Genomic DNA, 22,264 nt, shown 5'->3' on the forward strand with positions numbered 1-22,264 from the left:
AGTTGAAAAGCAGCGGAGCCTCCGGCGGGAGTATTTTTGGCGAAATGAAGACGGATCAGCGCAGCCATCCCAAAATGGCACTTTGGTCAAACCGCAGGTTGTCCAGCGCGATGCCTTCGGGGTCCGTGTTGGTGATCAGGATGCCTGCGATATCGCTTTTCCTGTGCTGTCGCAGAAACCCGTGGCTGGTTTCCGACAAAGGCCCGAGCGTGTGTGTGTCGATTTTCTGACCATCCCGAGAAAGGAAGGTCACTGTGGCCTCCCCCAGTTCACCGCCCCGGATGTCCAGAGAAATCGCGCTTTGATCATAGTCAAAGATGGCTGCAATCGCGCCTTCTCCGACGGCTTCGGCGCGCGGAAATCCGCGGGGGCCGTGGCCCTGCAGCACCGAGGTGCGCATCAGGCGCAAAATGCCAAGGGTTTCACCGGGGGCGCCGGGCAGCAAAGTAAGCGGCGCGCTGGCGGTGCCCTCAACCCCGTCGAAATCACCCTGTACCGTCAGCGATTGCCCGGAAAAACGTTCGCCAAAACGCACACCGTTTTGGTCAAGGATGCCTTCGATTTGACGCCCCACACCAAATCCGCTGGGCAAATCATCAAAAGTGACATGGCGGGCCAGATGAAGACTGTCCGCCTCGACAAGACAGACCGGACGTTCACAGGCCCAGACGGGCAGGGCTGTGGAAACGGTCAGACAGAAAGCAAACAGGCTGCGCATACCGTTGAGGGTAACGCAGCCTGCTCAAAACTCAAAACCGGGGTCAGACCAGGCGGGAATTGTCTTTGGCCGCGCGCACAAAGTCTTTGAACAGAGGGTGCGGATCAAACGGTTTGGATTTCAGCTCGGGGTGGAACTGAACCCCAATAAACCAGGGGTGATCTTTCCATTCAACAATTTCCGGCAGGCGTCCATCCGGAGACATGCCCGAAAAGTTCAACCCGCATTTTTCCAGTTTTTCGCGATAGGTCGTGTCGACCTCATAGCGATGGCGATGGCGCTCTTCGATGGCTGTTGCACCGTAGACCTCAGCCACTTTTGACCCATCAGTCAGCACAGCATCATAAGCCCCAAGGCGCATGGTGCCGCCTTTGTTGTCGTCTTGCTTACGTGTCACTTTGGCGTTGCCCTGCACCCATTCTTTCAGGTGATAGACCACCGGTTCAAACCGTTTGCCGCCAGCCTCATGGTCAAATTCTTCGGATCCGGCAGTGGTGATTCCCGCGACATTGCGCGCGGCTTCGATGACGGCCATTTGCATGCCCAGACAGATGCCAAGATAGGGAATGCCACGTTCGCGGGCAAATTGCGCCGCCTTGATCTTGCCTTCGGTGCCGCGTTCGCCAAATCCGCCGGGCACCAGAATGGCGTCATAGCCCTCCAGATAAGGGGCGGCGTCATCGTTATCAAAAACCTCAGCGTCGACCCATTTCACGTTGACCTTGACCCGGTTGTGCATGCCACCGTGGGTCAGCGCCTCTTTGATCGATTTATAGGCGTCTTCAAGTTGCGTGTATTTGCCAACGATGGCCACATTCACTTCGCCATCGGTGTTTTTGATCCGGTCGGCCACGTCTTCCCAGACCCGCAGGTCTGGTTTCGGGGCTGGGGCGATGTTGAAGGCATCCAGCACCGCCTGATCCAGTCCCTGATTGTGATAGGCCAGCGGGGCTTCATAGATCGATTTCAGATCATAAGCCGCCACAACCGCCTCTTTGCGCACGTTACAGAACAGGGCAATCTTAGCGCGTTCTTTTTCGGGGATGGGGTGTTCTGAACGACAGACCAGAATATCCGGTGCGATGCCGATGGACTGCAATTCTTTGACGCTATGCTGGGTTGGCTTGGTTTTCAACTCACCGGATGCGGCGAGGTATGGCAGCAATGTCAGGTGCATGAAAATACACTGACCGCGGGGTTTGTCGTGGCTGAACTGGCGGATGGCTTCAAAGAATGGCAGGCCTTCGATGTCGCCCACGGTGCCGCCGATCTCACACAGCATGAAATCAACTTCATCATCGCCAATGCCGATAAAGTCTTTGATTTCATTGGTCACATGCGGGACCACCTGAATGGTTTTGCCCAGATAATCGCCACGACGTTCTTTTTCCAAAACGTTGGAATAAATCCGCCCTGATGACACCGAGTCCGTCATACGTGCAGGCACGCCTGTGAACCGTTCATAGTGGCCAAGGTCCAGATCGGTTTCGGCACCATCATCCGTGACAAACACTTCACCATGTTCAAACGGCGACATCGTGCCCGGATCGACGTTCAGATAGGGATCCAGTTTTCGCAGGCGCACCGTATAGCCACGGGCCTGCAAAAGAGCGCCCAATGCCGCAGAAGCAAGGCCTTTGCCCAGCGAAGACACAACACCACCAGTGATGAAAATATACCGTGCCATAAGATTGGCGACCCCCGTGAATTCAGAACATTGCAAGCGCCCACGCCAAGAGAATCTGACGCAGCATCACGGGATTTAAGTTTATCAGGATTCGCACCCCCTTGGCAACCGAAACGCAAGATGCTGTTGCGAACCAGTTTAAAACGTCAAGGTTTGGTGGTCGGGGCCAAAGGCCCCAATTGGGATCAGTCGGCGGTTGGAACCAACGGAGTTGATGTGTCACTGGAAGGTGGCAGCAAATCAGATGCGGGTTCTTCAGTGGTTTCCTGTGCCGGGGCATCGCCCAGACGATCCAGAACCGAACTGCCGGCCGAATTGCGCGCCGAAATAATCGTCAGGGCAATCGACGTACAGATGAACGCAATCGCCAAAATCCAGGTCAGCTTGCCCAGAGCAGTCGCTGCAGAGCGGCCGGAAATAGCCCCTCCGCCGCCGCCGCCCATGCCCAGGCCGCCCCCTTCAGAACGTTGCAGCAGCACCACGCCAATCAGCGACAGTGCAAGAAGAAGGTGGACGATAAGAACAACGTTTTCCATGAGGACCTGTAAAAGCGAGCGGTTGGTTCAGCGCGCTATGTAGGCAGTTTTGACGCGCGGGGCAAGGCAGTATTGCGCATAGATCGCCAAGAAGGACTGTAAGTGTCAAATGCCGTTGCGTTTGTTATGTCATGGGACAATCAGCCCAGCGGCTTTTTGCACCATCAGAGGTTTTTTGCGCGTGCTGATTTGCCTCAATCCTGAATCAGAATTGGCTTCGCATGGATTTCATAACGGCTTCGAACGTGCCGCGCGACAGGTATGGGTTGGCCCGCTTTAAGCATTTGTACAGCTTGTCACCGTTGCGCTGTCCGCTTGGTTTCGCCACAGGTCCATCGCTTGGGGCACCTTGCATGGAGGCTTGTGGCTGACCTTGTTGAGGACGGCGCGCGCCGTCGCCTGACTTGCATTTGGAAAAATCAGCATTGGTGATCCCCAGACGATCCATTTGTTTTTGATCGCTTTGGTTGGCTCCATACCTTTGATTGAGGCTCTCCCAGCTCGAGTTCCCGGTTTTGCCAAGAGTTTCAGAGGCCGATGATGTCGCATTCAGGCAAAACAATGTGGTGGTCAACAAGATTAAGTGGTTTCGCATGACGGCTCCGATCGGTTGTCCCAGTCAAACGATTGTCTTGCGCGTTTCCGTCGCGGCGTGGGGGACTTTTAGTCTTGGTGGTCGTGGGCGGTGTGAAAGACCTGAATCCCGGTCCGGTTGACGGTCTGTCGGCATAGGCCTTGAATTTGAAACTCGAAAGTTTTTGATCATGATTGATCTCAAACCTATTCATCCCGGCTGGACAGCGCTTGCCTCTATCTGGCAAACTCGCGTGCATGCCCCATGATCATGATCCCGACCACCCGCACGCTCTTTTGCCACCTGATCCCGCCCTGCGGGTCAAAGCGCTTGAAACTATTCTCACCGAAAAAGGCCTGATTGATCCGGCTGCACTGGACGAGATTATCGACACCTATGAACACAAGATTGGCCCCCAGAACGGTGCCAAGGTTGTTGCCAGGATGTGGAGCGATCCGCAGTTTCGCGCTGCCATGCTGGATGATCCAATGCCTTTGCTGGACGACATGGGATTTTACGGTCGTCAGGGCGAGCACATGGTGATTGTTGAGAATACCCCCGAAGTGCACAATGTCGTCGTCTGCACCTTGTGCAGCTGTTACCCATGGCCTTTGCTGGGCATCCCGCCGGGCTGGTATAAATCTGACGCGTACCGGTCGCGGGTGGTCCGTGAGCCGCGCAAGGTGCTGGCCGAATTTGGCGTTGATCTGCCCGAAGACAAAAAAGTACGTGTCTGGGATTCAACAGCTGAAATCCGCTATCTGGTGGTGCCTGAACGTCCCTCCGGCACTGACGGCCTGAGCGAAACCGAATTGGAAGCTTTGGTCAGTCGCGATTCGATGATCGGCACGGCGCTGGCCAAGGGCCTAAAAGCATGAGCCGGGTGCACGACATGGGCGGGCGCTATGGCGATGGCGCAGTTGATCCATCAGATAGTGCGACCTTTGCCCAAGACTGGCATGCCCGTGCCATGGCGCTGACGCTTGCGGCAGGCGCTTTGGGGCAATGGAACATTGATGTGTCTCGCCACGCCCGCGAAGCGCTCAGCCCCAAAGATTACAGCCGGTTCACCTATTACGAGAAATGGCTGGCCGCGATGGCGGATATGCTGGTTCATCAAGGAGTCGTTACGCCAGAGGAATTGAGTACGGGCCATGCGACTGGTGTTTCCGATCTGGCGAGCCGCGCCCTGAAGGCCGACGCCGTCGCCGGTGTGCTGGCCAAAGGAAGCCCCTATCAACGCACCGATGCCGAGCCCGCGGCTTTCAGACCGGGTGATACTGTGCGCACGCGCAGACCTGCACGCAATGTCATGGTCACGGGCGGCCACACCCGCTTGCCATCTTATGCGGCAGGCATGCCGGGGCAGGTGGTTCTGCGCCACGGCGCGCATGTTCTTCCCGATGCCAACGCCCATGGTCAGGGGGAATCTCCGGAACCCTTGTATGCGGTCGCATTTTCCGCGCGCGACCTTTGGGGCGACGAAGCATCGGTACAGGACGAAGTGATTCTGGACCTCTGGCAAAGCTATCTGGAGCCCGCATGAGCAAACCCACCCCAATATTTGAAGCCCCTTGGCACGCCCAGCTTTTTGCTCTGACCGTGCACCTGCATGAAAAGGGTGTGTTCACCTGGCCGGATTGGACTGTCGATTTTGGAGTTACGCTGGCTGACCATCGGTTGTCCGGTGATCTGAACGGCGGGGATGACTATTTCAACGCCTGGCTAGCCACTCTGGAGCGGGTGTTGCAGGACAATAAAATGGCCTCGGGTGCTGCGGTTGAAGATATGCGCTCTGCGTGGGAACAGGCCTATCTTTCGACGCCACATGGACACCCGGTCAAATTGCCCGCTTGAGGGTTATTTGATGGCGAAAAGGTTAACGTCCGTTTGTACAAAACGGATATTGCGCCCAAAAATTTTGTACAAAATGGTTAAACCCGTCAGCCGTCGACATTGTCCATGTCAACCTGGCCCGACAGCATACGGCGCACAATCGACCAGCCAAGCCCGATTCCCAGCACGATAGAAAGTGCCAAAATTGCGATCCAGGTGTTGATGTCCTGATTCTCCAAACTCAGCATGTTCCAATCGTAAAGCACCCAGACTAAGGCCGCGACCACGGACAAAACCAAGAACATGCCAAAGCCCCCGATTGAGCGAACCGTGGCACGCAAATAGATTATGTAGCCAATCAAAAGCAAAAGCCCGAGAAGCACTGCCAGTGGTCGCTCCTCGACATAATTGTCCATACTCCAGCGGAAATAGTTCCACCGGGTCGGGTTGTATGTGAGGGTCAGCAATAGAAATGCAAACACCCAGCGCAGCAACAATCCCATGTGTCCATCGTGCTCTTTTCCTCTGGTTTGCGAGAATTTTAGGCCTCTGTCCAGTGCTGCGGCGAATTTACGGTTTCGCGCCGTGGCATTGATGGCTAAAAGGACGCGGGTTTGACCTGTGAAAGGAACCGTTATGGCAAATGTCGTCGTCGTTGGCGCCCAATGGGGTGATGAAGGCAAAGGTAAAATTGTTGACTGGCTAAGTGAGCGCGCCGATGTGATCGCGCGCTTTCAGGGCGGCCATAACGCGGGCCACACATTGGTGATCGACGGCAAGGTCTACAAATTGCATGCGCTACCTTCTGGCGTTGTGCGTGGTGGCAAACTATCCGTGATCGGCAATGGCGTGGTTCTGGACCCTTGGCACCTGATGAATGAAATCAAAACTGTGCGCGAGCAAGGTGTTGATATTTCGCCAGAAACTCTGATGATTGCAGAGAATACGCCGCTCATTTTGCCAATTCACGGAGAACTGGATCGCGCCCGAGAAGAGGCCGCCAGCAAGGGCACCAAGATCGGCACCACCGGTCGCGGCATTGGCCCGTGCTATGAGGACAAAGTGGGACGCCGTGCGATCCGTGTCGCTGATCTGGCCGATAAAGCCACGCTGGAGGCCCGTGTCGACCGCGCATTGCAGCACCACGATCCGCTGCGCAAAGGGCTGGGTATCGAAGCCGTCGACCGTGATGGTTTGGTGGCGCAGCTCAAAGACATCGCCAAAGAGATTCTTCCCTTTGCGGCACCTGTTTGGAAAGTTCTCAACGAAAAGCGCAAATCCGGCAAACGTATCCTGTTCGAAGGCGCACAAGGCGCTCTGTTGGATATCGACTTTGGTACGTATCCGTTTGTGACTTCATCCAATGTGATTGCAGGGCAGGCGGCAACCGGGGTTGGTATCGGTCCAAACTCAATTGATTTCGTTCTGGGGATCGTCAAAGCCTATACAACCCGTGTTGGTGAGGGACCGTTCCCAACCGAGCTGGAAGATGCTGATGGACAACGTCTTGGAGAACGGGGCCATGAATTTGGCACCACCACCGGGCGCAAACGTCGTTGTGGCTGGTTCGATGCGGCCTTGCTGCGTCAGACCTGTGCGACCTCGGGGGTGAGCGGTATTGCTTTAACCAAACTCGACGTACTGGACGGGTTTGAAACCCTGAAGATCTGTGTGGGCTATGAACTTGACGGCGAACGTCTCGACTATTTGCCATTTGCGGCTGATCAACAGACCCGTTGCACACCGATCTACGAAGAAATCCCCGGTTGGAGTGAATCCACAGAAGGCGCGCGCAGCTGGGCGGACCTTCCGGCCAATGCGATCAAATATGTGCGCCGCGTAGAAGAGCTGATCGATTGTCCGGTTGCCTTGGTTTCGACTTCGCCGGAACGTGAAGACACCATCCTCGTTACCGACCCGTTTGCAGATTAAGGAAGCAGCCTATGGCCCTGTCTTACAAAGCAAAACGCCGTTGGGCGTTGATCGTTCTATTGGTGGGGTTGCCGATCTACATTGTTGCCGCTGTCACGCTGGTGAGTGTGTTTGATCGGCCCGGATTCTTGCTTGAACTGGCAATCTACGTCGGCTTAGGGATCATCTGGGTGTTACCGTTCAAGGGGCTTTTCAAAGGCATCGGGCAGCCAGATCCGGACAATCCGGACCAGCACGACCTGAAGTGAGTATCAAAAGGCGCGCCTGACGGGACGCGCCTTTTTTGTTTTTAGGAGACCTGTGGTGACCGCGCCCAAAGCCGTTGTTCCTGGTGGATCCGGATTTATTGGCAAGGCCTGTTTGGATACGCTTGCCAAGGCTGGCCATGATGTGATCGGTGTCAGCCGCTCGCGCCCGGCCGGAACCCCACACTTCTGGAGAAAGGTTGGCCTTGGGCGCCTGAGCCCGGCCGAATGGAAAGACCTTCTGAAGGATGCAGAAGTCGTGGTGAATGCAGACAGAGCCTTGCAGGATGGCGCGCGGATCTCACTGGACGTCATTCATGTCAGGCGGTCGAGAGTCTGGTTGACGCGCTGCAAGAACAGGCGACCCGTGTGGTTCAGATCAGTGCAGCGGGTGTGAGGCCCGATGGTGACCAAACCGTCTTTGTGACCGCACAAAAAAGGGCCGCGTGATGCGGCCCCTTCGTAAATCATTATGGATAACCTTACCCTGTTACCCTGCGGCGCGATCCTCGGGTCTAAATCCGATCTCTTCCGAGGCCGTAAAGCGCCCGCCCGAAACTTTTTCGATCTTGTTTTCACGCAACAATTGACCAAATCCACGCAGGCTGTCTTCGCGGGTGAACTCGGCTTCTTCCAAACCCAAAACCATGCGCATAACCATAGGGCGTGAGAAAACGTCATGGCCTTCGACAAAGGTCAGATAAGCTGCCGCTGCTTCCAGTATTTCGTGCAGCTGGTGGGCGCCAACGCTTTCAGCAAACTCATTAAAGTCGCCGGCTTCAATGCTCCCCAAAGCGGTTTGATCTACGAACTTGTTCCGATCAACGGTGTCCACAGCTGAAACCCTGCGCGGGCGAACAGGAACGCGCGGGGCTTCTTCTGCAGGAGCCGAAGCTTCTTTTGGAGTTTCAACGGGAGCATCAACACGTTGTTCTGCAACCAGTTTCAATGGCGAAGGATCGCGTGGGCGCTCTTGTTTCGACTGATGTTCAGGAGCAGCGCCTGCCGTAGAGGGCACGGGGCGTACAACACTGGCCAGATCGTCGCGGTAGGCTTCTGCCGCATCGTCGACCTTGTCTGGTACACCTGCGCTTTTTTCGGCTTTGGTCGCGGCAACCGCTGCGCGAAGGTGCGCTATGGCTTGGCGACGACGGGAACCACCCGGTTCGTTCAGCTGGTTCTGGGCCTCATTCATCAGGCGCGACATGTCCGCATCGGTTTTGGTCGACACCTCTGTCAAATGCTGTCCACGTGTTGGGCGCTCGGCTTCGAACTCATCGCTAAAGTCTGCGCCAATCGCTTCAACCGGCTCGTCGTCGGCAGCTTCATCCGCGTCGTTCAGCTCGGCTTCGACCTGAGCCAACTCGGCAAGCAATTCGGCTTCTTCTTCGGCTGAAAGGCTGCTTTCCGGATCTGCATCAAATTCGTCATCGTCTTCGTCATCATCGACTGCAACGGCCTCAAGAAGGCCGGTGTCGACTGCAGCTTCGAAATCAGATTTCTTCATCCGAATAACCCGGGCCCGCACAGGTTGGCTGTGATCGCCAACCGTGTCGATGTCGCCTGCATCGTCCTCTTCATCGTCCTGGGCTGCACGTGCATCCTCGGCCATTGCCGCAGCCGCCATTTGTCCATCCAGTGTCAACACGGATGGAGCCTCAGCGGCTGGCTCGTCGATCATATTGTCGGCGTGCTCGTCTTCGATGAAATCTTCTTCTTCAGGCTGATCTGCTGATTTTGACACCACTGCTCGGATGCGTTGCAACTTGGCAGCGATGCTGTTTTCGTCCACAGCCGGAGCTTCAGGCGCCTCGTCTTCGAAAATCTCCTCAGCGGTTTCCACCGAATCCTGGTCTTCATCGGTCGAAAGCTCTTCGGCATCAGCCAGATTGATGATGGTTGTTTCGCCGATTGTTTCAGCTTCGACAATTTCTGAAATCAGAGTGTCTTCGCGATCCGCTTCAAGTTCAGCCAGGTCAATTTCGGTGATGTCTTCCGCCACGTCCTGATCATTCTCAACCCGTGACATCATCGCGGCCAGCACATCGCTGTCTTCAGAAGGCTCAGCGATCGTTTCTTCGACGTCGTCAACTTCCGGAGTTTCGGCTTCAACTTCGGTGACGTCGTCTTCAACGGTGGTGGCCATTTCTTCGATCACGGCTTCAGCCACGACACTGTCTTCTATGTCAGAGGCGGCAGGGACGCTGTCGTCAAAGTCGGGGGCCGTGACTGCGTCAAGCACAGCGTCGGTAACGTCAACAAATTCTGGTTCAACTTCATCGAGGATATCCGCCGCATCCACAACGGGTTCCGCTTCCAAAACCATCTCGTCACCGGCTTGGGACTCTTCGATGTCTGCGTTCATGTCGGCGGCTGATTCAACAACAGCTTCGTCTGTGAGTGATGCGGTATCCTGGGGCAGGGGATCTGCTGCACTTTCATCAACGTCGCCCGGAGCTTCTGCGGCGTCCTGTGAGATTGTGGGCTGGGTTGCCATGGCGCCGGTACTTAGAACGATGGCACCATGTTCTGTTCGGGCCTGTACCCGACGTTCAATCTCACGCTCGGCAATCCGGGCCAGCATTTCTGCATCCGGTGTCGGCGGCTCGGCGCCGAAGTAGCGATCGTCTGCGGCCAGATCCCGGAAATACTCCGCGATGGCCTTCATTGTATCAAAGGAGTCGTCGAATCCTTCCAACGTGCAGGAGAACGTCCCGTAGGAGACTGTTAAAACTTCATTATTCGTAACCATTATTCCAGGTCCTTTGCACTGCTCGACCTAGTGTTTACCACATGAGACAAGACGAAAGCTGACCGATTCTGTGGAAGTGAGCGTATCATTTTGTGGCTGGAATGTGGCGAATTTCCTCTATGCTTGAGTAAACGGGGTAAAATGCGGTGATTGTTCACGAATTAGAACCAATAGTCCTGATTGGGGGGGCTTCCCTCAACAATAGGGACCTTGACGCTTGCCTGAAACATGCGACGCGTGTCGTGGCGGCAGATGGGGGGGCGTTAAACTCCATTAAGAATGGAATAACCCCGGACGCAGTTATTGGCGATATGGACTCGATTAGTGCAGAGATTTTGCGTCAAATTCCACAGGATCGCATCCATCCTGTTACCGAGCAGGACAGCACAGACTTTGACAAAGCACTACGCAATATTTCGGCACCTTTGGTTTTGGGTGTTGGCTTTACCGGGGGACGGGTGGACCATGAACTGGCGTGTTATCATGCAATGCTCATGCACGCGGATCGCCGGTGTCTGCTGGTTGGAGAGAGTGACCTTGTCTTTGTGGCCCCGCCCGAGCTGACTTTACCGCTTGCCCCCGGAACCCGCGTGTCATTGTTCCCGTTAGCCGCTGTAACCGGGCGTTCGGATGGACTGCGTTGGCCTATTGAGGGGTTAGAGTTTTGCCCGGATGGCAAAATCGGAACATCGAACATGGCGACCGGAGAGGTGACTTTGAGATGGCAACAGCCGGGCATGTTGGTGATCCTGCCGCGCGACTGTCTGGATACTGTGGTTAGGGCACTTGAGGCGCAATCCGGCTCATGGCCCGCTCTCTGAGAACGATGTAAAGGCCCGAGGCAATGGTGATGCAAATCCCAACCGCCGCAAGACCGTTTGGCAAATCTGAAAACATCAGCCAGCCAATGAAGGTGGCTATCGGAATTTCCAGATATTGCATGGGGGCGAGTGTCGCCGACGGCGCATAGCGCAAAGACCAGGTCATCAGCAGGTGCGCCAGTGTTCCCAGAACACCAATAAACAAGAGCAGGGCAGAGGTTTGTGGCCCGGTGGCAATGAGTTGCAGCTCACCCCAGCCCATTGGGTGGCCAATGACAAACAACGGGATCAGTGCAACCGTGGCCATAGTGCCGCTGACGGCTTGCAAACTGATGGGATCGGTCTCTTTGGCGATCTGGCGGGTGATCAGCATAAACAGCGAAAACACCACAGCCACCACCAGTGGCAACAACGCAGGCAGCCCGACTTCAGCAAAGCTGGGCTGGATCACCAGCAATGTGCCCAGAAAGCCCACGCCACAAGCCGCGACCCGGCGCATGCCGACCTCTTCGTGAAGAACAAGCCGTCCCAAAAGCAGCATGATGAAGGGCATTACAAAAGCAATTGCAACTGCATCGGCCAGCGGCAGAAACCGCAGGGCCGAAAACATAGCCGCAATGCCGATGATATGCAGGACAGTGCGCAGGATTGTTAGCCGCAGCAATCGACCTTGCATCCGCCAGGGCCGTCCTGTGGCCAGAATGAAGGGCACCAGGATCAGCGCCTGAACACCAAAGCGCACAAACAAAAGCTGGCCCAGCGGGACAGTCTGACCCAGAACTTTGGCCACAGCGTCGCCCAGCGGGGCAAGCACGCAAAAGCCGAGCATCAACATGATGCCGAGAAGGGGACGATCCTGAGGCATGGGTCACGCTAGGCCGGAATGCTTAACACTGTAAATGCATGAAACGAGCTTGTGGTTCCGATACAAAAGAAATCGGGCCGGTGTTGCGACCGGCCCGATGGACTGAGAAGTTGCAAGTCTCAAATAGTGGAAAGCTCAGATCGCCAGATATTCTGACCGCAGCTCTTCGTTTGCCAGAACTTCGGAGGCCGAGCCATCAAACACGATGCCACCTGTATCAAGGATCACCGCACGGTCTGCGAGTTCCAGAGCGCGTACAGCATTCTGTTCCACGATGATGGTGGTGATGCCTTGTTCCTTAATGATCCGCAGAGTCTTTTCGATCTCGTCGACGATCACTGGGGCAAGACCCTCGTAAGGCTCATCCAGCAACAGTACCTTGATGTCGCGCGCCAAGGCACGCGCGATGGCCAGCATCTGCTGTTCACCGCCTGACAAAGTCACGCCTTCTTGTTTGCGGCGTTCGCCCAGACGCGGGAAAAGTTCATACAAACGTTGCAAAGACCAGCCAATGGGCGGGGCGATTTGCGCCAGTTGCAGGTTTTCTTCCACGGTCAGACCGGGAATGATGCAGCGATCTTCCGGGACCAGACCAATGCCTTCAGCAGAAGCTTCGTGGCTTTTCATCGTGTGTAATGGCTTGTGATCAAGCCAAATTTCACCATGAGTGACCTGAGGACTGTCCATGCGTGCGATAGAACGCAAGGTGGATGTTTTTCCTGCGCCGTTACGTCCCAACAGCGCGAGAATCTCACCTTCGTGCACGTTGAACGAGATGTTCTGCACGATGTAACTTTCGCCGTAGTAGGATTCCATGTTCCAGACCGAAAGATAAGCCGGAGAGGTTTCCGCGTGGCTGTGGCCTTTGGAGAAGTCGGGTTTCACATTCATCTGATCTCTCCTTATGCGCTCTCGCCAAGGTACGCTTCGCGCACTTTGGGATGGCCTTTGATGTTTTCAGGTGTGTCTTCCACCAGCGGTGTGCCCTGCGCCAGAACGGTGATCCGCTCTGCCAGAGAGAACACCACATGCATGTCATGCTCAATGATGGCGATGGTGATGTCACGCTCGTCCTTGATCTGTTTGAGCAGATCAATGGTGTTGTTGGTGTCCGCCCGCGCCATACCGGCGGTGGGTTCGTCCAGCAACAGCAGGCGTGGTTCCTGCGCCAGACACATGCCAATCTCGAGGCGACGTTTGTCACCGCGTGACATAGAGCCAGCATGCATTTCGCGTTTGTCAGCCATGTTCATGTCTTCCAACATGCTCTCGGCTTTTTCCACGATGTCCTTTTCATCATGCATGTTTTCAATCGCATGCATCCGGAAAGACCCGTCGCGTTTTGCGAAACAGGGGATCATCATGTTTTCCAAAACCGACAGATCGATAAAGATCTCTGGCGTCTGGAATACACGTGAAATGCCCATCTGGTTGATCTCGTAGGGTTTGCGTCCAAGAACCGATTGTCCGTCAAACATGACGCTGCCGGTGTCCGGGATCAATTTGCCCACGAGAACGTTGAGCAGGGTGGATTTACCGGCACCGTTTGGGCCGATGATGGCGTGTACGGTGTTTTCCGCCACACTCAGGTTGACGTCGCCCAAGGCCTGTAGACCACCGAACCGTTTGCCAACGTCTTTGACTTCAAGAATACCCATTGTTTGGTTTCCTTACTCTGCAGGTTCAGTTTTAGCGGGTGTGTCTTCGTCTTCCTTTGTGCGCTTGATCATGGCGGCAATACGTTGCCCACCTTCAACAAGACCGCCAGGAAGGAAGGTCACAACCAACATGAACAGGATGCCCAGTGTGAGATGCCAGCCTTTGCCGATGAACGGGTGGATCAGGAAGACGACGAAGTCCTCAAGCCCGTCTGGCAGGAAAGCAAACCAGTTGTGCAGAACCGTATCGTTGATCTTAGAGAAGATGTTCTCAAAGTACTTGATAAAGCCCGCGCCCAAAACTGGACCCATGAGCGTACCTGCACCACCAAGGATGGTCATCAGAACAACTTCGCCTGATGCGGTCCACTGCATGCGCTCAGCACCTGCAAGAGGGTCCATCGAGGCCAAAAGACCACCGGCAAGACCTGCATACATGCCAGAGATGACAAAAGCGGCCAGCGTGTAGGGGCGTGGGTTCAGGCCTGTATAGGCCATCCGCGTCTGGTTCGACTTAATCGCGCGCAGCATCATACCAAAAGGAGAGCGGAAGATGCGGATCGAGAGATAAAACACCAGGATCGCAATGACACCACAGAAGTAATAGCCATTGTTAAAGGTGAACTCCCAAGCACCCACGCCAACTTTGGCTGAGCTGTTCATCACGAGACCAAACAAGTGCGGGCTAGAGGCTTCGTTGGCCCCCATCAGGACCTGAGGGTCGTTGTTGTAAACCTGAAGACCTGTTTCACCGTTGGTGATTGGTGTCAGCACCGAATAGGCCAAGTTGAACGACATCTGAGCAAACGCCAGCGTCAGGATCGAGAAATAAATGCCCGATCTGCGCATGCTGACAAAGCCGATCAACAGGGCAAAGATACCCGAGGTGACGATTGCCAGCGGCAGGCCCCAGATTACATTGTAATCCAGCAGCTTGTACATCCAGACGACCGAGTAAGACCCGACACCCAAAAAGGCGGCGTGACCAAACGACAGGTAGCCTGTGAGGCCAAACAAGAGGTTAAACCCAATCGCGAAGATACCAAAGATTGCGAAACGCTGCATCAAATCCGGATAACCGGCGTTGAACTGCGCCATGGCACTGTCCGTCGGGAATGGGTTTAGGATGAACGGGGCCGACAATGTTAGAATTGTCACCACGATCAAGAGAGTCATATCTTTTTTGTTTAATCCGAGCATGGCTTATTCCTCCATCACGCCTTTGCGACCCATCAGACCGCGCGGACGGGTCAGAAGGATGATGATTGCGACGACGTAAATGATGATTTGGTCGATACCTGGGATCAGCGATTTGATCTCGTTCATGGAAGCAAAGCTCTCAAGGATACCCAAAAGGAATCCAGCAAGAACAGCCCCCGGAAGCGAGCCCATACCGCCAACAACCACCACAACAAAGGACAACACCAAGAAGTCCATACCCATGTGGTAATTGGGCGAGTTGATCGGAGCATACATAACTCCGGCAAGCCCTGCGACAGCTGCCGCAACACCAAACATGATGGTGAAACGCTTGTCGATGTTGATGCCCAGAAGGCCAACGGTTTCGCGGTCGGCCATGCCGGCTCGAACGACCATGCCAAAAGTGGTGAATTGCAGGAATGCAAATACGCCACCAATCACAACGGCAGAGAAGAAGAAGTAAACCAGACGCCAGTAGGGGTAGATGATCACGTTAGGATCAAAGCCCAGCATCGTGCCAAAATCAAACGAGCCTTTGAAGACATCCGGCGCAGGGGTGGGGATCGGGTTTGCACCGTAGAAGTATTTGATGACTTCCTGCAGAACGATGGCCAGACCAAAGGTCACAAGGATCTGATCGGCGTGCTCGCGCTTGTAGAAGTGCTTGATCAGGCCGCGTTCCATGATGAAACCGACGCAAATCATGATCGGGATCGAAAACAGGATGGCCAGCGGCACGGCCCAGTCAATGATCGCTGACCCAGTGTCCATGCCGAACCATTCGATAACATAAGGCGTTTTGACTTTTAGCGGATTGCCCAAAAAGTCGGTCTGCGTTGGATCGATGGTCTCAAAGCTTAGGTTCAACAGTTTGCTAAGTGTTACAGCGCAGAATGCGCCGATCATAAACAGCGCGCCGTGGGCGAAGTTCACCACTCCCAGCGTGCCGAAAATAAGTGTCAGTCCCAGCGCGATCAGCGCATAGGCCGAGCCTTTATCAAGGCCATTCAGGATCTGCAGGATAATTGCGTCCATGGTCCCCACCTCTAGTGTCCATATGGAAGCTTTCCACGGTCAGTTTCGCGCCTTATCGGGGTCACTTGTCCGGGAAAGAAGAAACCGGCCGCACACGAACGCGCGTGCGGCCGAAGATTTTAGTGCCGATTAGCCAGCGTTACAGCTGCCCAGGTCACCACCTGCAAACATCGGGTGATCCGGTGCGTACTCAACCTGAGCACGTGGGGTCACTTCGAGGATTTCCAGGGTGTCATACTCGTTCGATGGGTTGTCTTTACCCTTCATGACCAGCACGTCTTTGAAGCACTGATGGTCATCTGCGCGGTAAAGTGTCGGGCCGTTGCCCATACCGTCGAACTCAAAGCCTTCCAGAGCTTCGGCAACACCACACGGGTTGAATGTGCCAGCACGCTCACATGCGTCAGCATAAAGCATTGTCTGAACATAGCAGGTGTGTGCAGAGTTTGAGGGTGGACGACCGTACTTTTCACCGAAGGATTTAACGAAGGCTTTAGAACCTTCATCCTGCAGCTGCCAGTTCCAATTCATCGAGCCGATAACGCCTTGCACGTTTTCGCCCGCACCAGCGGCCATCAGTTCCGAATAAAGTGGAACAACGATTTCAAAGTTCTTACCGTTAACAACTTTGTCACGCAGGCCAAACTGAATCGCGTTGGTCAGCGAGTTCACCATGTTACCGCCGTAGTGGTTCAGAACCAGAACGTCTGCACCCGAGTTCAGAACAGGCGCGATGTACGACGAGAAGTCAGTCGACGCCAGTGGTGTCAGAACATTATTAACTGTGTTCCAGCCCATGGCTTCGGTCGCAGCTGCGATCGATTCCTGCTGTGTCCAGCCCCATGTGTAGTCAGCGGTCAGGTGGTACGCGTTACGGTCTTTGCCGTATGCGCTTGCCAACACTGGTGCCAGAGCGGCACCCGACATGTAACCGTTAAAGAAGTGACGGAAGCCGTTGGCTTTCTTATCTTTACCAGTTGTGTCGTTCGAGTGGGTCAGACCCGCCATGAAGATCACGCCAGCATCCTGGCAGAGACCCTGAACAGCAATCGCAACACCCGAGGATGAGCCACCGTTGATCATGATCGCGCCGTCTTTTTCAATCATCGACTTGGCCGATGCACGTGCAGCGTCTGATTTGGTTTGCGTGTCGCCAGTGACGAACTCGACCTTTTTGCCCAGGATACCGTTACCCTTAAGAGCTTTGGACGAGAATGTGTTCATCATGCCGCCGTCGCCACCGCCGTTCAGGTGCTCTACAGCCAGCTCCTGTGCGCGCAGCTCGTCCATGCCTTCGTCAGCATAAGGACCAGTTTGCGGAACGTTGAAGCCCAGTGTCACCGAACCGCCAGTGGGTTCATTGGTGTAAGCTGCGGCAGATGACGCGGTAAAGATGGTCGGCAGTGCAACGCCGGCGCCTGCAACTGCGCCAGTCTTAAGCACGCCACGACGTGTCATATTGGTTTTGGACATGTAATCCTCCCGTTTGGTGTAAATGACGCGGGCTCCTCATCCACGCGTCAAAAGGCACAAATGTGCAAATTCATTATCGCGGAGGGATGGAAAACTTCGCAACAACTGCTTTCAACGCAACAATTTTTTTGTAAAGTAATCCACAATACGGTGGTATACTTTGTAAAGAAATTATTCTGCATCGCGGAAAGCCATTGAAAAACACAAGGAAATCTAATGTCGCGGGACACTTTGACTGGCAGCCGTATCCGGGAACGACGCGCAATGGCGGGTTTCCGGCAGGCTGATCTTGCCCGGCAGGTAGGGATATCGGCTTCCTACCTCAATTTGATCGAACATAACCGCCGCAGAATCGGCGGAAAACTGTTGGTCAACATCGCCACAGTGCTTGGGGTTGAGCCTTCGTTGTTAAGCGAAGGCGCTGAAGCGGCTTTGATCTCCACCCTGCGAGAGGCCGCAGCGGACTCGGTTGCGGTTCAGCCTGAGCTGGACCGAGTGGATGAGTTTGCAGGGCGATTTCCCGGATGGGCGGAACTGATTGCTGACGGGCACCGTCGGATCGGGACACTTGAACGTACAGCGGCCACTTTGACGGATCGCCTGACACATGACCCGCATCTGGCGACCTCAATGCACGAGATGCTGACCATGGTCACGGCCATTCGCTCGACCGCCGGAATTTTGGCCGACACCAAAGAAATTGAACCAGAATGGCGCAACCGTTTCCATCGCAACATCAACGAAGACAGTCAGCGTTTGGCGGAAAGTTCCCAGCGGTTGGTCGAATACCTCGACGGAGCCGGAGACGCAGGTGCGGCACTGACCTCTCCGATGGAAGAGGTCGAAATGATGCTCGCAGCACATGACTATCGGTTTCCGCATCTTGAGGAAGATGGTGAGGATATAGATGCCTTCGCTGCGGCTCAGCCACAACTAACCACTCAGGAAGCCCGCGCAGCCGCAACAGTCACCCTCAAGCAGCTGCGCTCGGATGCACGCAAAATGCCGCGTCCAGAAGTTGCCAAGGCGCTTGAAGAGGTTGGTTTGGATCCCGCGATGCTTGCCCAGCGTTTCCGTGTGTCTGTCGCAGTGGTGTTTCGCCGTATCGCCGTTCTGTCGGATGATTTGTTGCCGGAACCTGTGGGCATTGTGATGTGTGACAGTTCGGGAACACTGATGTTGCGCAAACCGATTGAAGGATTTCCGTTGCCACGTTTCAGTGCGGCCTGTCCAAAGTGGCCTCTGTTTCAGTCATTAACCCGCCCGATGCGCCCCATACGTCGGGTCGTCACCGCCACTGGTCGCGAGTCCAAACAATTCACCTGCTACGCAATTGCCGAGGCCATTGGCCTGCTACAGTTCAATGAAGACCCCCTTTACCGGGCCTATATGCTTGTGGTTCCCAGCGATATTGCCGTGCAGGGTGCGCAGGAAGTAGGGTCAACCTGTCGTGTCTGTCCCAGCACGGATTGCCACGGACGTCGCGAACCTTCGATCCTGGTGGATGGGATTTAACTTGGATTCTGTGGACAGGCGGATAAGATCGCCAAAACGCGATATGTCGCGTGATGCAGGGAGGGGACGGCTGCATGGGTAAAAGAGTTCTTCTCATAGAAGATGAACCTAATATTATTGAGGCGATCAGTTTCATTCTGTCGCGTGATGGTTGGAGTGTGTCTACGCATTCTAACGGGCATGATGCAGTGGATGTGGTGAAGGAAAGTACACCCGACCTTTTGATCCTTGACGTGATGCTGCCGGGCAAAAGCGGCTTTGATATCCTGAAAGAACTTCGCGAGACGACCTCGGCCGAGACGTTACCTGTTTTGATGCTCACGGCCCGCGGTCAGAAAGCGGATCGCGAAATGGCTGAGCGCGCAGGCGCCAGCCGTTTTATGACCAAGCCTTTTTCAAACTCCGAGGTTCTTGACGCTGTCAGAGAACTGGTTGGCTCATGACAGAAGGCCATACACCTTTATTCCACGAGCGGAAAAGCTATCGCCGTCGTCGTCTGATCGACATGATCCGTATGTTACCGCTGATCGGTGCGTTTCTTTGGGCTGTGCCATTGTTGTGGCCTAGCGGCAAAGACAGCGCGACTCCGACATCACTGGCAATAATCTATCTGTTTGCTGTGTGGTTGGGCATGGTTCTTTTGGGAGCACTCCTTGCGCGCCTGTTGAAAAAGGCCGAGGATCAGGACCCTGATAGGGGCACCTGATGGCGACACTGAATATTCTGGTTGCAGTCTGCCTGATCTACGTAACCTTTCTGTTCGTCGTTGCCTTTGCCGCAGAGCGTGCCGCCAAACAGGGGCACGGCGGCTGGTTGCGCTCTCCCTTGGTATATACGTTATCGCTGTCGATCTATTGCACAGCCTGGACGTTTTATGGTGCCGTCGGCTATGCGGCGCGCTCGGGGCTTGAATACCTAACCATCTATATTGGCCCGTCACTTGTGATGGTAGGGTGGTGGTGGATATTGCGTAAGCTGGTGCGCATTGGGCGTAGCCAGCGGGTGACGTCTATCGCCGACCTGATTTCTTCGCGATATGGCAAATCAAACCTTTTGGCCGTTGGGGTGACCCTTTTGGCGGTGATTGGCACCACGCCTTACATTGCTTTGCAGCTTCAGTCCGTCACACTAAGCTTTGATGTGTTCAGTGGTTCAAACGAAGTGGCCGGCAGCATTGTAGACCGCGATTCCACCGCTCTTTGGGTGGCCATGGGGTTGACGTTGTTCACCATCGTGTTCGGCACTCGCAATCTGGATGTCAACGAGCGTCACCATGGCGTCGTGATCGCCATTGCGGTCGAAGCTATTGTAAAACTGTTTGCTCTGCTGGCCGTTGGGGTTTTTGTGGTCTGGGGCCTTGGTGGCGGCCTGAGCGAAACCTTACAGCGAATCGATGCCTCAGAAATCGGCATGTGGGAAATGCGCGGAGATCGTTGGGCCTCGCTGATTTTCCTGTCTGCTGCGGCATTTTTATGCCTGCCGCGTATGTTTCAGGTGATGGTGGTCGAAAATGATCACGAAAGCTATCTGCGCACCGCATCCTGGGCCTTTCCGGCCTATCTTATGGTGATGAGCCTGTTTGTCGTGCCGATTGCGGTGTTGGGGTTGGATATTCTGCCCGAGGGCTCAAACCCTGACCTTTTCGTGCTGACTTTGCCACTGGCCACAGGCCGGGAAGGATTGGCGATGCTGTCATTCCTCGGTGGGTTTTCGTCTGCCACATCTATGGTGATTGTGGCGTCTCTGGCTTTGTCGACGATGGTGTCCAACCACATCGTGATGCCAATCTGGCTGTCTGCGACTGGCGGGGGGGCCAAAATCTCGGGCGACGTGCGCAACGTGGTGATCCTGTCGCGCCGCCTGTCGATTGCCGCAGTTGTCGCGCTTGGCTATCTCTATTTCCGGCTGTCCGGAGGCGGCACGGCACTGGCCTCGATCGGTCTGATTTCCTTTGCAGGTGTTGCCCAGTTCCTGCCGGTTCTTCTGGGCGGCATCTTTTGGCGCGGGGCGACACGCACAGGGGCCTTTGCAGGCCTGAGCGTCGGCTTTCTGGTCTGGGCCTTTGCTTTGTTGTTGCCCAGCTTTGGCAGCGGCGTTCTGATTTCACAAAGTGTCATGGACAATGGATTGTTCGGATTGGCCTGGCTGCGACCACAAGCCTTTTTTGGTATTGAGGGTATGGATCCTTTGGTGCACGCGGTGATGTGGTCTATCTCTTTGAACACGTTGGTGTTTTTTGTGTCTTCTCTGGTTGGGTTTCCGTCACCGCTTGAGCGTTTGCAAGGCGCGCAGTTTGTTAATGTGTACGAACACTCCCGTCGCCCACAAGGCTGGAGCGGCAGTGCTGCGCAAAGCGAAGACCTGATGATTATGGCACAGCGCATTCTGGGTGCGCGCGAGGCACAAAACTTGTTCGAGCGCGAGGCACAAAGACAGGGTGTCAGCGGGTATCTTCCTGATCCAAGCCCGGATTTCCTGCAGATACTTGAGCGCGAGTTGTCCGGCTCAGTGGGCGCTGCAACGGCGCATGCCATGATTGGCCAGATTGTCGGCGGGGCGTCGGTTTCGGTGCGGGATTTGATGGCGGTGGCGGATGAAACCGCTCAGATGATGGAATACTCAAGCAAGTTGGAAGCAAAGTCCGAAGAACAGGCCCGCACAGCCCGTCAACTTCGTCAGGCCAATGAAAAGCTTACGCAATTGTCCGTGCAAAAGGATGCGTTCCTTAGCCAGGTCAGCCATGAATTGCGCACGCCCATGACGTCCATACGGGCCTTTTCGGAAATTTTACGCGACAGCGAAAAATTGAGCGGTCAGGAAAAAGTCAAATATTCATCAATTATTCACGACGAGGCGATCCGCCTGACGCGACTTTTGGATGATCTTCTGGATCTAAGTGTTCTTGAAAACGGGCAGGTCAATCTCAACACCCAAACCGGGGTGTTGGTGGATGTTCTTGACCACGCGATTTCCTCTGCCCTAACGGGGAGCAGTGACACGCGTTTGACCGTACGCCGCCGCAAGAGCCACGAGGTTGTTCATATGACCACCGATCTTGACCGGTTGGCACAGGTGTTCATCAATCTGATCGGAAATGCCCAAAAATACTGTGATGCCGATCCGGCAGAATTGACCATCAATGCAAGCCTCAGCCAAGGTCAGATGCTGGTCGATTTCATCGACAATGGATCAGGAATCAGTAAAGAAGATCAGGCGGTTATCTTTGAAAAATTTGCGCGTGTTGGTGAAATGAAGGCCGGAGGTGCTGGGCTTGGGCTGGCGATCTGTCGCGAGATTATGGCGCGGCTGGGTGGGTCTGTCAGCTATCTGCCGGGGCAGGGTGGCGCGGCGTTTCGGGTGATCCTGCCTTTGGCCGCCTCAAAGACGACCCTTTAAGAGCAAAATAAAGGATCTGGT

23 protein-coding genes are annotated in these 22,264 nt (G+C 55.0%); 11 read left to right on the forward strand and 12 right to left on the reverse strand.

What is annotated here, in order from left to right; translation table 11 throughout:
• Nucleotides 1–55: 55 nt before the first annotated feature.
• The 4 genes from BUC32_RS03220 to BUC32_RS03235 all read right to left on the reverse strand — a co-directional run bounded on the left by BUC32_RS03220 (nt 56) and on the right by BUC32_RS03235 (nt 3,536).
• A complete protein-coding gene (locus tag BUC32_RS03220) occupies nt 56–718 on the reverse strand; it encodes a hypothetical protein (RefSeq protein ID WP_073249385.1) in 663 nt (220 codons plus the stop codon).
• A 43-nt stretch (nt 719–761) separates the two neighbouring features.
• Nucleotides 762–2,405: a CTP synthase gene (locus tag BUC32_RS03225; RefSeq protein WP_073249387.1), complete on the reverse strand. Its 1,644-nt coding sequence runs from the start codon at nt 2,403–2,405 to the stop codon at nt 762–764.
• A 185-nt stretch (nt 2,406–2,590) separates the two neighbouring features.
• A complete protein-coding gene (gene secG, locus BUC32_RS03230) occupies nt 2,591–2,941 on the reverse strand; it encodes a preprotein translocase subunit SecG (protein WP_073249390.1) in 351 nt (116 codons plus the stop codon).
• 205 nt (nt 2,942–3,146) lie between these two features.
• Nucleotides 3,147–3,536 (reverse strand): hypothetical protein, encoded by a 390-nt coding sequence (locus BUC32_RS03235; RefSeq protein WP_073249392.1) that lies wholly within the window; start codon nt 3,534–3,536, stop codon nt 3,147–3,149.
• A gap of 236 nt (nt 3,537–3,772) precedes the next feature.
• Here BUC32_RS03235 and nthA point away from each other — a divergent pair, with 236 nt between their 5' ends.
• From nthA to BUC32_RS03250, 3 genes are read left to right on the forward strand one after another with little or no spacing between them, the layout of a single operon-like run.
• Entirely contained in the window at nt 3,773–4,393 is a 621-nt protein-coding gene (nthA, locus tag BUC32_RS03240; protein WP_073249394.1) for a nitrile hydratase subunit alpha, read from the forward strand.
• Nucleotides 4,390–5,061 (forward strand): nitrile hydratase subunit beta, encoded by a 672-nt coding sequence (gene nthB, locus BUC32_RS03245; protein ID WP_073249396.1) that lies wholly within the window; start codon nt 4,390–4,392, stop codon nt 5,059–5,061. The genes nthA and nthB overlap by 4 nt, the downstream gene beginning before the upstream one ends.
• Entirely contained in the window at nt 5,058–5,372 is a 315-nt protein-coding gene (locus BUC32_RS03250; RefSeq protein WP_073249398.1) for a nitrile hydratase accessory protein, read from the forward strand. Before nthB ends, BUC32_RS03250 begins: the two co-directional genes overlap by 4 nt.
• Nucleotides 5,373–5,458: 86 nt before the next feature.
• Here the strand turns inward: BUC32_RS03250 and BUC32_RS03255 are convergent, their stop codons facing one another.
• The gene (locus BUC32_RS03255; protein ID WP_073249400.1) at nt 5,459–5,854 is read right to left on the reverse strand and encodes a DUF6524 family protein; all 396 of its coding nucleotides are present in this window, start codon (nt 5,852–5,854) and stop codon (nt 5,459–5,461) included.
• Nucleotides 5,855–5,987: 133 nt separating this feature from the next.
• On the opposite strand from BUC32_RS03255, the gene BUC32_RS03260 reads away from it, so the two are divergent.
• From BUC32_RS03260 to BUC32_RS03270, 3 genes are read left to right on the forward strand one after another with little or no spacing between them, the layout of a single operon-like run.
• Nucleotides 5,988–7,283 carry an adenylosuccinate synthase gene (locus tag BUC32_RS03260; protein WP_073249402.1) on the forward strand — a complete coding sequence of 432 codons (1,296 nt, stop codon included), beginning with the start codon at nt 5,988–5,990 and terminating at the stop codon, nt 7,281–7,283.
• 11 nt (nt 7,284–7,294) lie between these two features.
• The gene (locus tag BUC32_RS03265) at nt 7,295–7,531 is read left to right on the forward strand and encodes a DUF2842 domain-containing protein (protein ID WP_073249404.1); all 237 of its coding nucleotides are present in this window, start codon (nt 7,295–7,297) and stop codon (nt 7,529–7,531) included.
• Nucleotides 7,532–7,586: 55 nt separating this feature from the next.
• On the forward strand, nt 7,587–7,925 hold the full coding sequence (locus tag BUC32_RS03270; RefSeq protein WP_175556888.1) for an NAD-dependent epimerase/dehydratase family protein: 339 nt from the start codon (nt 7,587–7,589) through the stop codon (nt 7,923–7,925).
• Between the two features lie 93 nt (nt 7,926–8,018).
• Here BUC32_RS03270 and BUC32_RS03275 read toward each other — a convergent pair whose 3' ends face one another.
• Entirely contained in the window at nt 8,019–10,280 is a 2,262-nt protein-coding gene (locus tag BUC32_RS03275) for a hypothetical protein (RefSeq protein ID WP_139280619.1), read from the reverse strand.
• A 146-nt stretch (nt 10,281–10,426) separates the two neighbouring features.
• Between BUC32_RS03275 and BUC32_RS03280 the strand changes: the two genes are divergently transcribed.
• Nucleotides 10,427–11,101, forward strand: a complete 675-nt coding sequence (locus BUC32_RS03280; protein WP_073249410.1) for a thiamine diphosphokinase — start codon at nt 10,427–10,429, stop codon at nt 11,099–11,101.
• On the opposite strand, the gene BUC32_RS03285 is transcribed toward BUC32_RS03280, so the two are convergent.
• The 6 genes from BUC32_RS03285 to BUC32_RS03310 form a co-directional block, all read right to left on the reverse strand.
• On the reverse strand, nt 11,058–11,966 hold the full coding sequence (locus BUC32_RS03285; protein ID WP_073249412.1) for a DMT family transporter: 909 nt from the start codon (nt 11,964–11,966) through the stop codon (nt 11,058–11,060). The genes BUC32_RS03280 and BUC32_RS03285 overlap by 44 nt on opposite strands.
• 135 nt (nt 11,967–12,101) lie before the next feature.
• Entirely contained in the window at nt 12,102–12,857 is a 756-nt protein-coding gene (locus BUC32_RS03290; RefSeq protein ID WP_073249414.1) for an ABC transporter ATP-binding protein, read from the reverse strand.
• 11 nt (nt 12,858–12,868) lie between these two features.
• Nucleotides 12,869–13,624, reverse strand: coding sequence for an ABC transporter ATP-binding protein (locus tag BUC32_RS03295; RefSeq protein WP_073249416.1), 756 nt, complete (start codon nt 13,622–13,624; stop codon nt 12,869–12,871).
• Nucleotides 13,625–13,636: 12 nt separating this feature from the next.
• A complete protein-coding gene (locus BUC32_RS03300) occupies nt 13,637–14,824 on the reverse strand; it encodes a branched-chain amino acid ABC transporter permease (protein WP_073249418.1) in 1,188 nt (395 codons plus the stop codon).
• 3 nt (nt 14,825–14,827) lie between these two features.
• Nucleotides 14,828–15,859 carry a branched-chain amino acid ABC transporter permease gene (locus BUC32_RS03305; protein WP_073249420.1) on the reverse strand — a complete coding sequence of 344 codons (1,032 nt, stop codon included), beginning with the start codon at nt 15,857–15,859 and terminating at the stop codon, nt 14,828–14,830.
• Between the two features lie 129 nt (nt 15,860–15,988).
• Nucleotides 15,989–17,332: an ABC transporter substrate-binding protein gene (locus BUC32_RS03310; RefSeq protein ID WP_073249422.1), complete on the reverse strand. Its 1,344-nt coding sequence runs from the start codon at nt 17,330–17,332 to the stop codon at nt 15,989–15,991.
• Nucleotides 17,333–17,548: 216 nt separating this feature from the next.
• Here BUC32_RS03310 and BUC32_RS03315 point away from each other — a divergent pair, with 216 nt between their 5' ends.
• From BUC32_RS03315 to BUC32_RS03330, 4 genes are all read left to right on the forward strand, one after another.
• Nucleotides 17,549–18,847, forward strand: a complete 1,299-nt coding sequence (locus tag BUC32_RS03315; protein WP_073249424.1) for a helix-turn-helix transcriptional regulator — start codon at nt 17,549–17,551, stop codon at nt 18,845–18,847.
• 74 nt (nt 18,848–18,921) lie between these two features.
• The gene (locus BUC32_RS03320; RefSeq protein WP_073249426.1) at nt 18,922–19,290 is read left to right on the forward strand and encodes a response regulator transcription factor; all 369 of its coding nucleotides are present in this window, start codon (nt 18,922–18,924) and stop codon (nt 19,288–19,290) included.
• On the forward strand, nt 19,287–19,553 hold the full coding sequence (locus BUC32_RS03325) for a hypothetical protein (protein ID WP_073249428.1): 267 nt from the start codon (nt 19,287–19,289) through the stop codon (nt 19,551–19,553). The genes BUC32_RS03320 and BUC32_RS03325 overlap by 4 nt, the downstream gene beginning before the upstream one ends.
• Nucleotides 19,553–22,243, forward strand: coding sequence for an ATP-binding protein (locus BUC32_RS03330; RefSeq protein WP_073249435.1), 2,691 nt, complete (start codon nt 19,553–19,555; stop codon nt 22,241–22,243). Before BUC32_RS03325 ends, BUC32_RS03330 begins: the two co-directional genes overlap by 1 nt.
• Nucleotides 22,244–22,264: the final 21 nt, after the last annotated feature.

This window comes from Shimia gijangensis, assembly GCF_900142085.1.
Classification (GTDB): domain Bacteria; phylum Pseudomonadota; class Alphaproteobacteria; order Rhodobacterales; family Rhodobacteraceae; genus Shimia; species Shimia gijangensis.

Coding starts and splice junctions, on each gene's coding strand:
- BUC32_RS03310 (WP_073249422.1), bottom strand. CDS start 17,332: ATGTCCAAAACCAATATGACACGTCGTGGCGTGCTTAAGACTGGCGCA.
- BUC32_RS03300 (WP_073249418.1), bottom strand. CDS start 14,824: ATGCTCGGATTAAACAAAAAAGATATGACTCTCTTGATCGTGGTGACA.
- BUC32_RS03305 (WP_073249420.1), bottom strand. CDS start 15,859: ATGGACGCAATTATCCTGCAGATCCTGAATGGCCTTGATAAAGGCTCG.
- BUC32_RS03320 (WP_073249426.1), top strand. CDS start 18,922: ATGGGTAAAAGAGTTCTTCTCATAGAAGATGAACCTAATATTATTGAG.
- BUC32_RS03220 (WP_073249385.1), bottom strand. CDS start 718: ATGCGCAGCCTGTTTGCTTTCTGTCTGACCGTTTCCACAGCCCTGCCC.
- BUC32_RS03285 (WP_073249412.1), bottom strand. CDS start 11,966: ATGCCTCAGGATCGTCCCCTTCTCGGCATCATGTTGATGCTCGGCTTT.
- BUC32_RS03260 (WP_073249402.1), top strand. CDS start 5,988: ATGGCAAATGTCGTCGTCGTTGGCGCCCAATGGGGTGATGAAGGCAAA.
- nthB (WP_073249396.1), top strand. CDS start 4,390: ATGAGCCGGGTGCACGACATGGGCGGGCGCTATGGCGATGGCGCAGTT.
- BUC32_RS03250 (WP_073249398.1), top strand. CDS start 5,058: ATGAGCAAACCCACCCCAATATTTGAAGCCCCTTGGCACGCCCAGCTT.
- BUC32_RS03290 (WP_073249414.1), bottom strand. CDS start 12,857: ATGAATGTGAAACCCGACTTCTCCAAAGGCCACAGCCACGCGGAAACC.
- BUC32_RS03275 (WP_139280619.1), bottom strand. CDS start 10,280: ATGGTTACGAATAATGAAGTTTTAACAGTCTCCTACGGGACGTTCTCC.
- nthA (WP_073249394.1), top strand. CDS start 3,773: ATGCCCCATGATCATGATCCCGACCACCCGCACGCTCTTTTGCCACCT.
- BUC32_RS03295 (WP_073249416.1), bottom strand. CDS start 13,624: ATGGGTATTCTTGAAGTCAAAGACGTTGGCAAACGGTTCGGTGGTCTA.
- BUC32_RS03330 (WP_073249435.1), top strand. CDS start 19,553: ATGGCGACACTGAATATTCTGGTTGCAGTCTGCCTGATCTACGTAACC.
- BUC32_RS03315 (WP_073249424.1), top strand. CDS start 17,549: ATGTCGCGGGACACTTTGACTGGCAGCCGTATCCGGGAACGACGCGCA.
- BUC32_RS03325 (WP_073249428.1), top strand. CDS start 19,287: ATGACAGAAGGCCATACACCTTTATTCCACGAGCGGAAAAGCTATCGC.
- BUC32_RS03255 (WP_073249400.1), bottom strand. CDS start 5,854: ATGGGATTGTTGCTGCGCTGGGTGTTTGCATTTCTATTGCTGACCCTC.
- BUC32_RS03225 (WP_073249387.1), bottom strand. CDS start 2,405: ATGGCACGGTATATTTTCATCACTGGTGGTGTTGTGTCTTCGCTGGGC.
- BUC32_RS03235 (WP_073249392.1), bottom strand. CDS start 3,536: ATGCGAAACCACTTAATCTTGTTGACCACCACATTGTTTTGCCTGAAT.
- secG (WP_073249390.1), bottom strand. CDS start 2,941: ATGGAAAACGTTGTTCTTATCGTCCACCTTCTTCTTGCACTGTCGCTG.
- BUC32_RS03265 (WP_073249404.1), top strand. CDS start 7,295: ATGGCCCTGTCTTACAAAGCAAAACGCCGTTGGGCGTTGATCGTTCTA.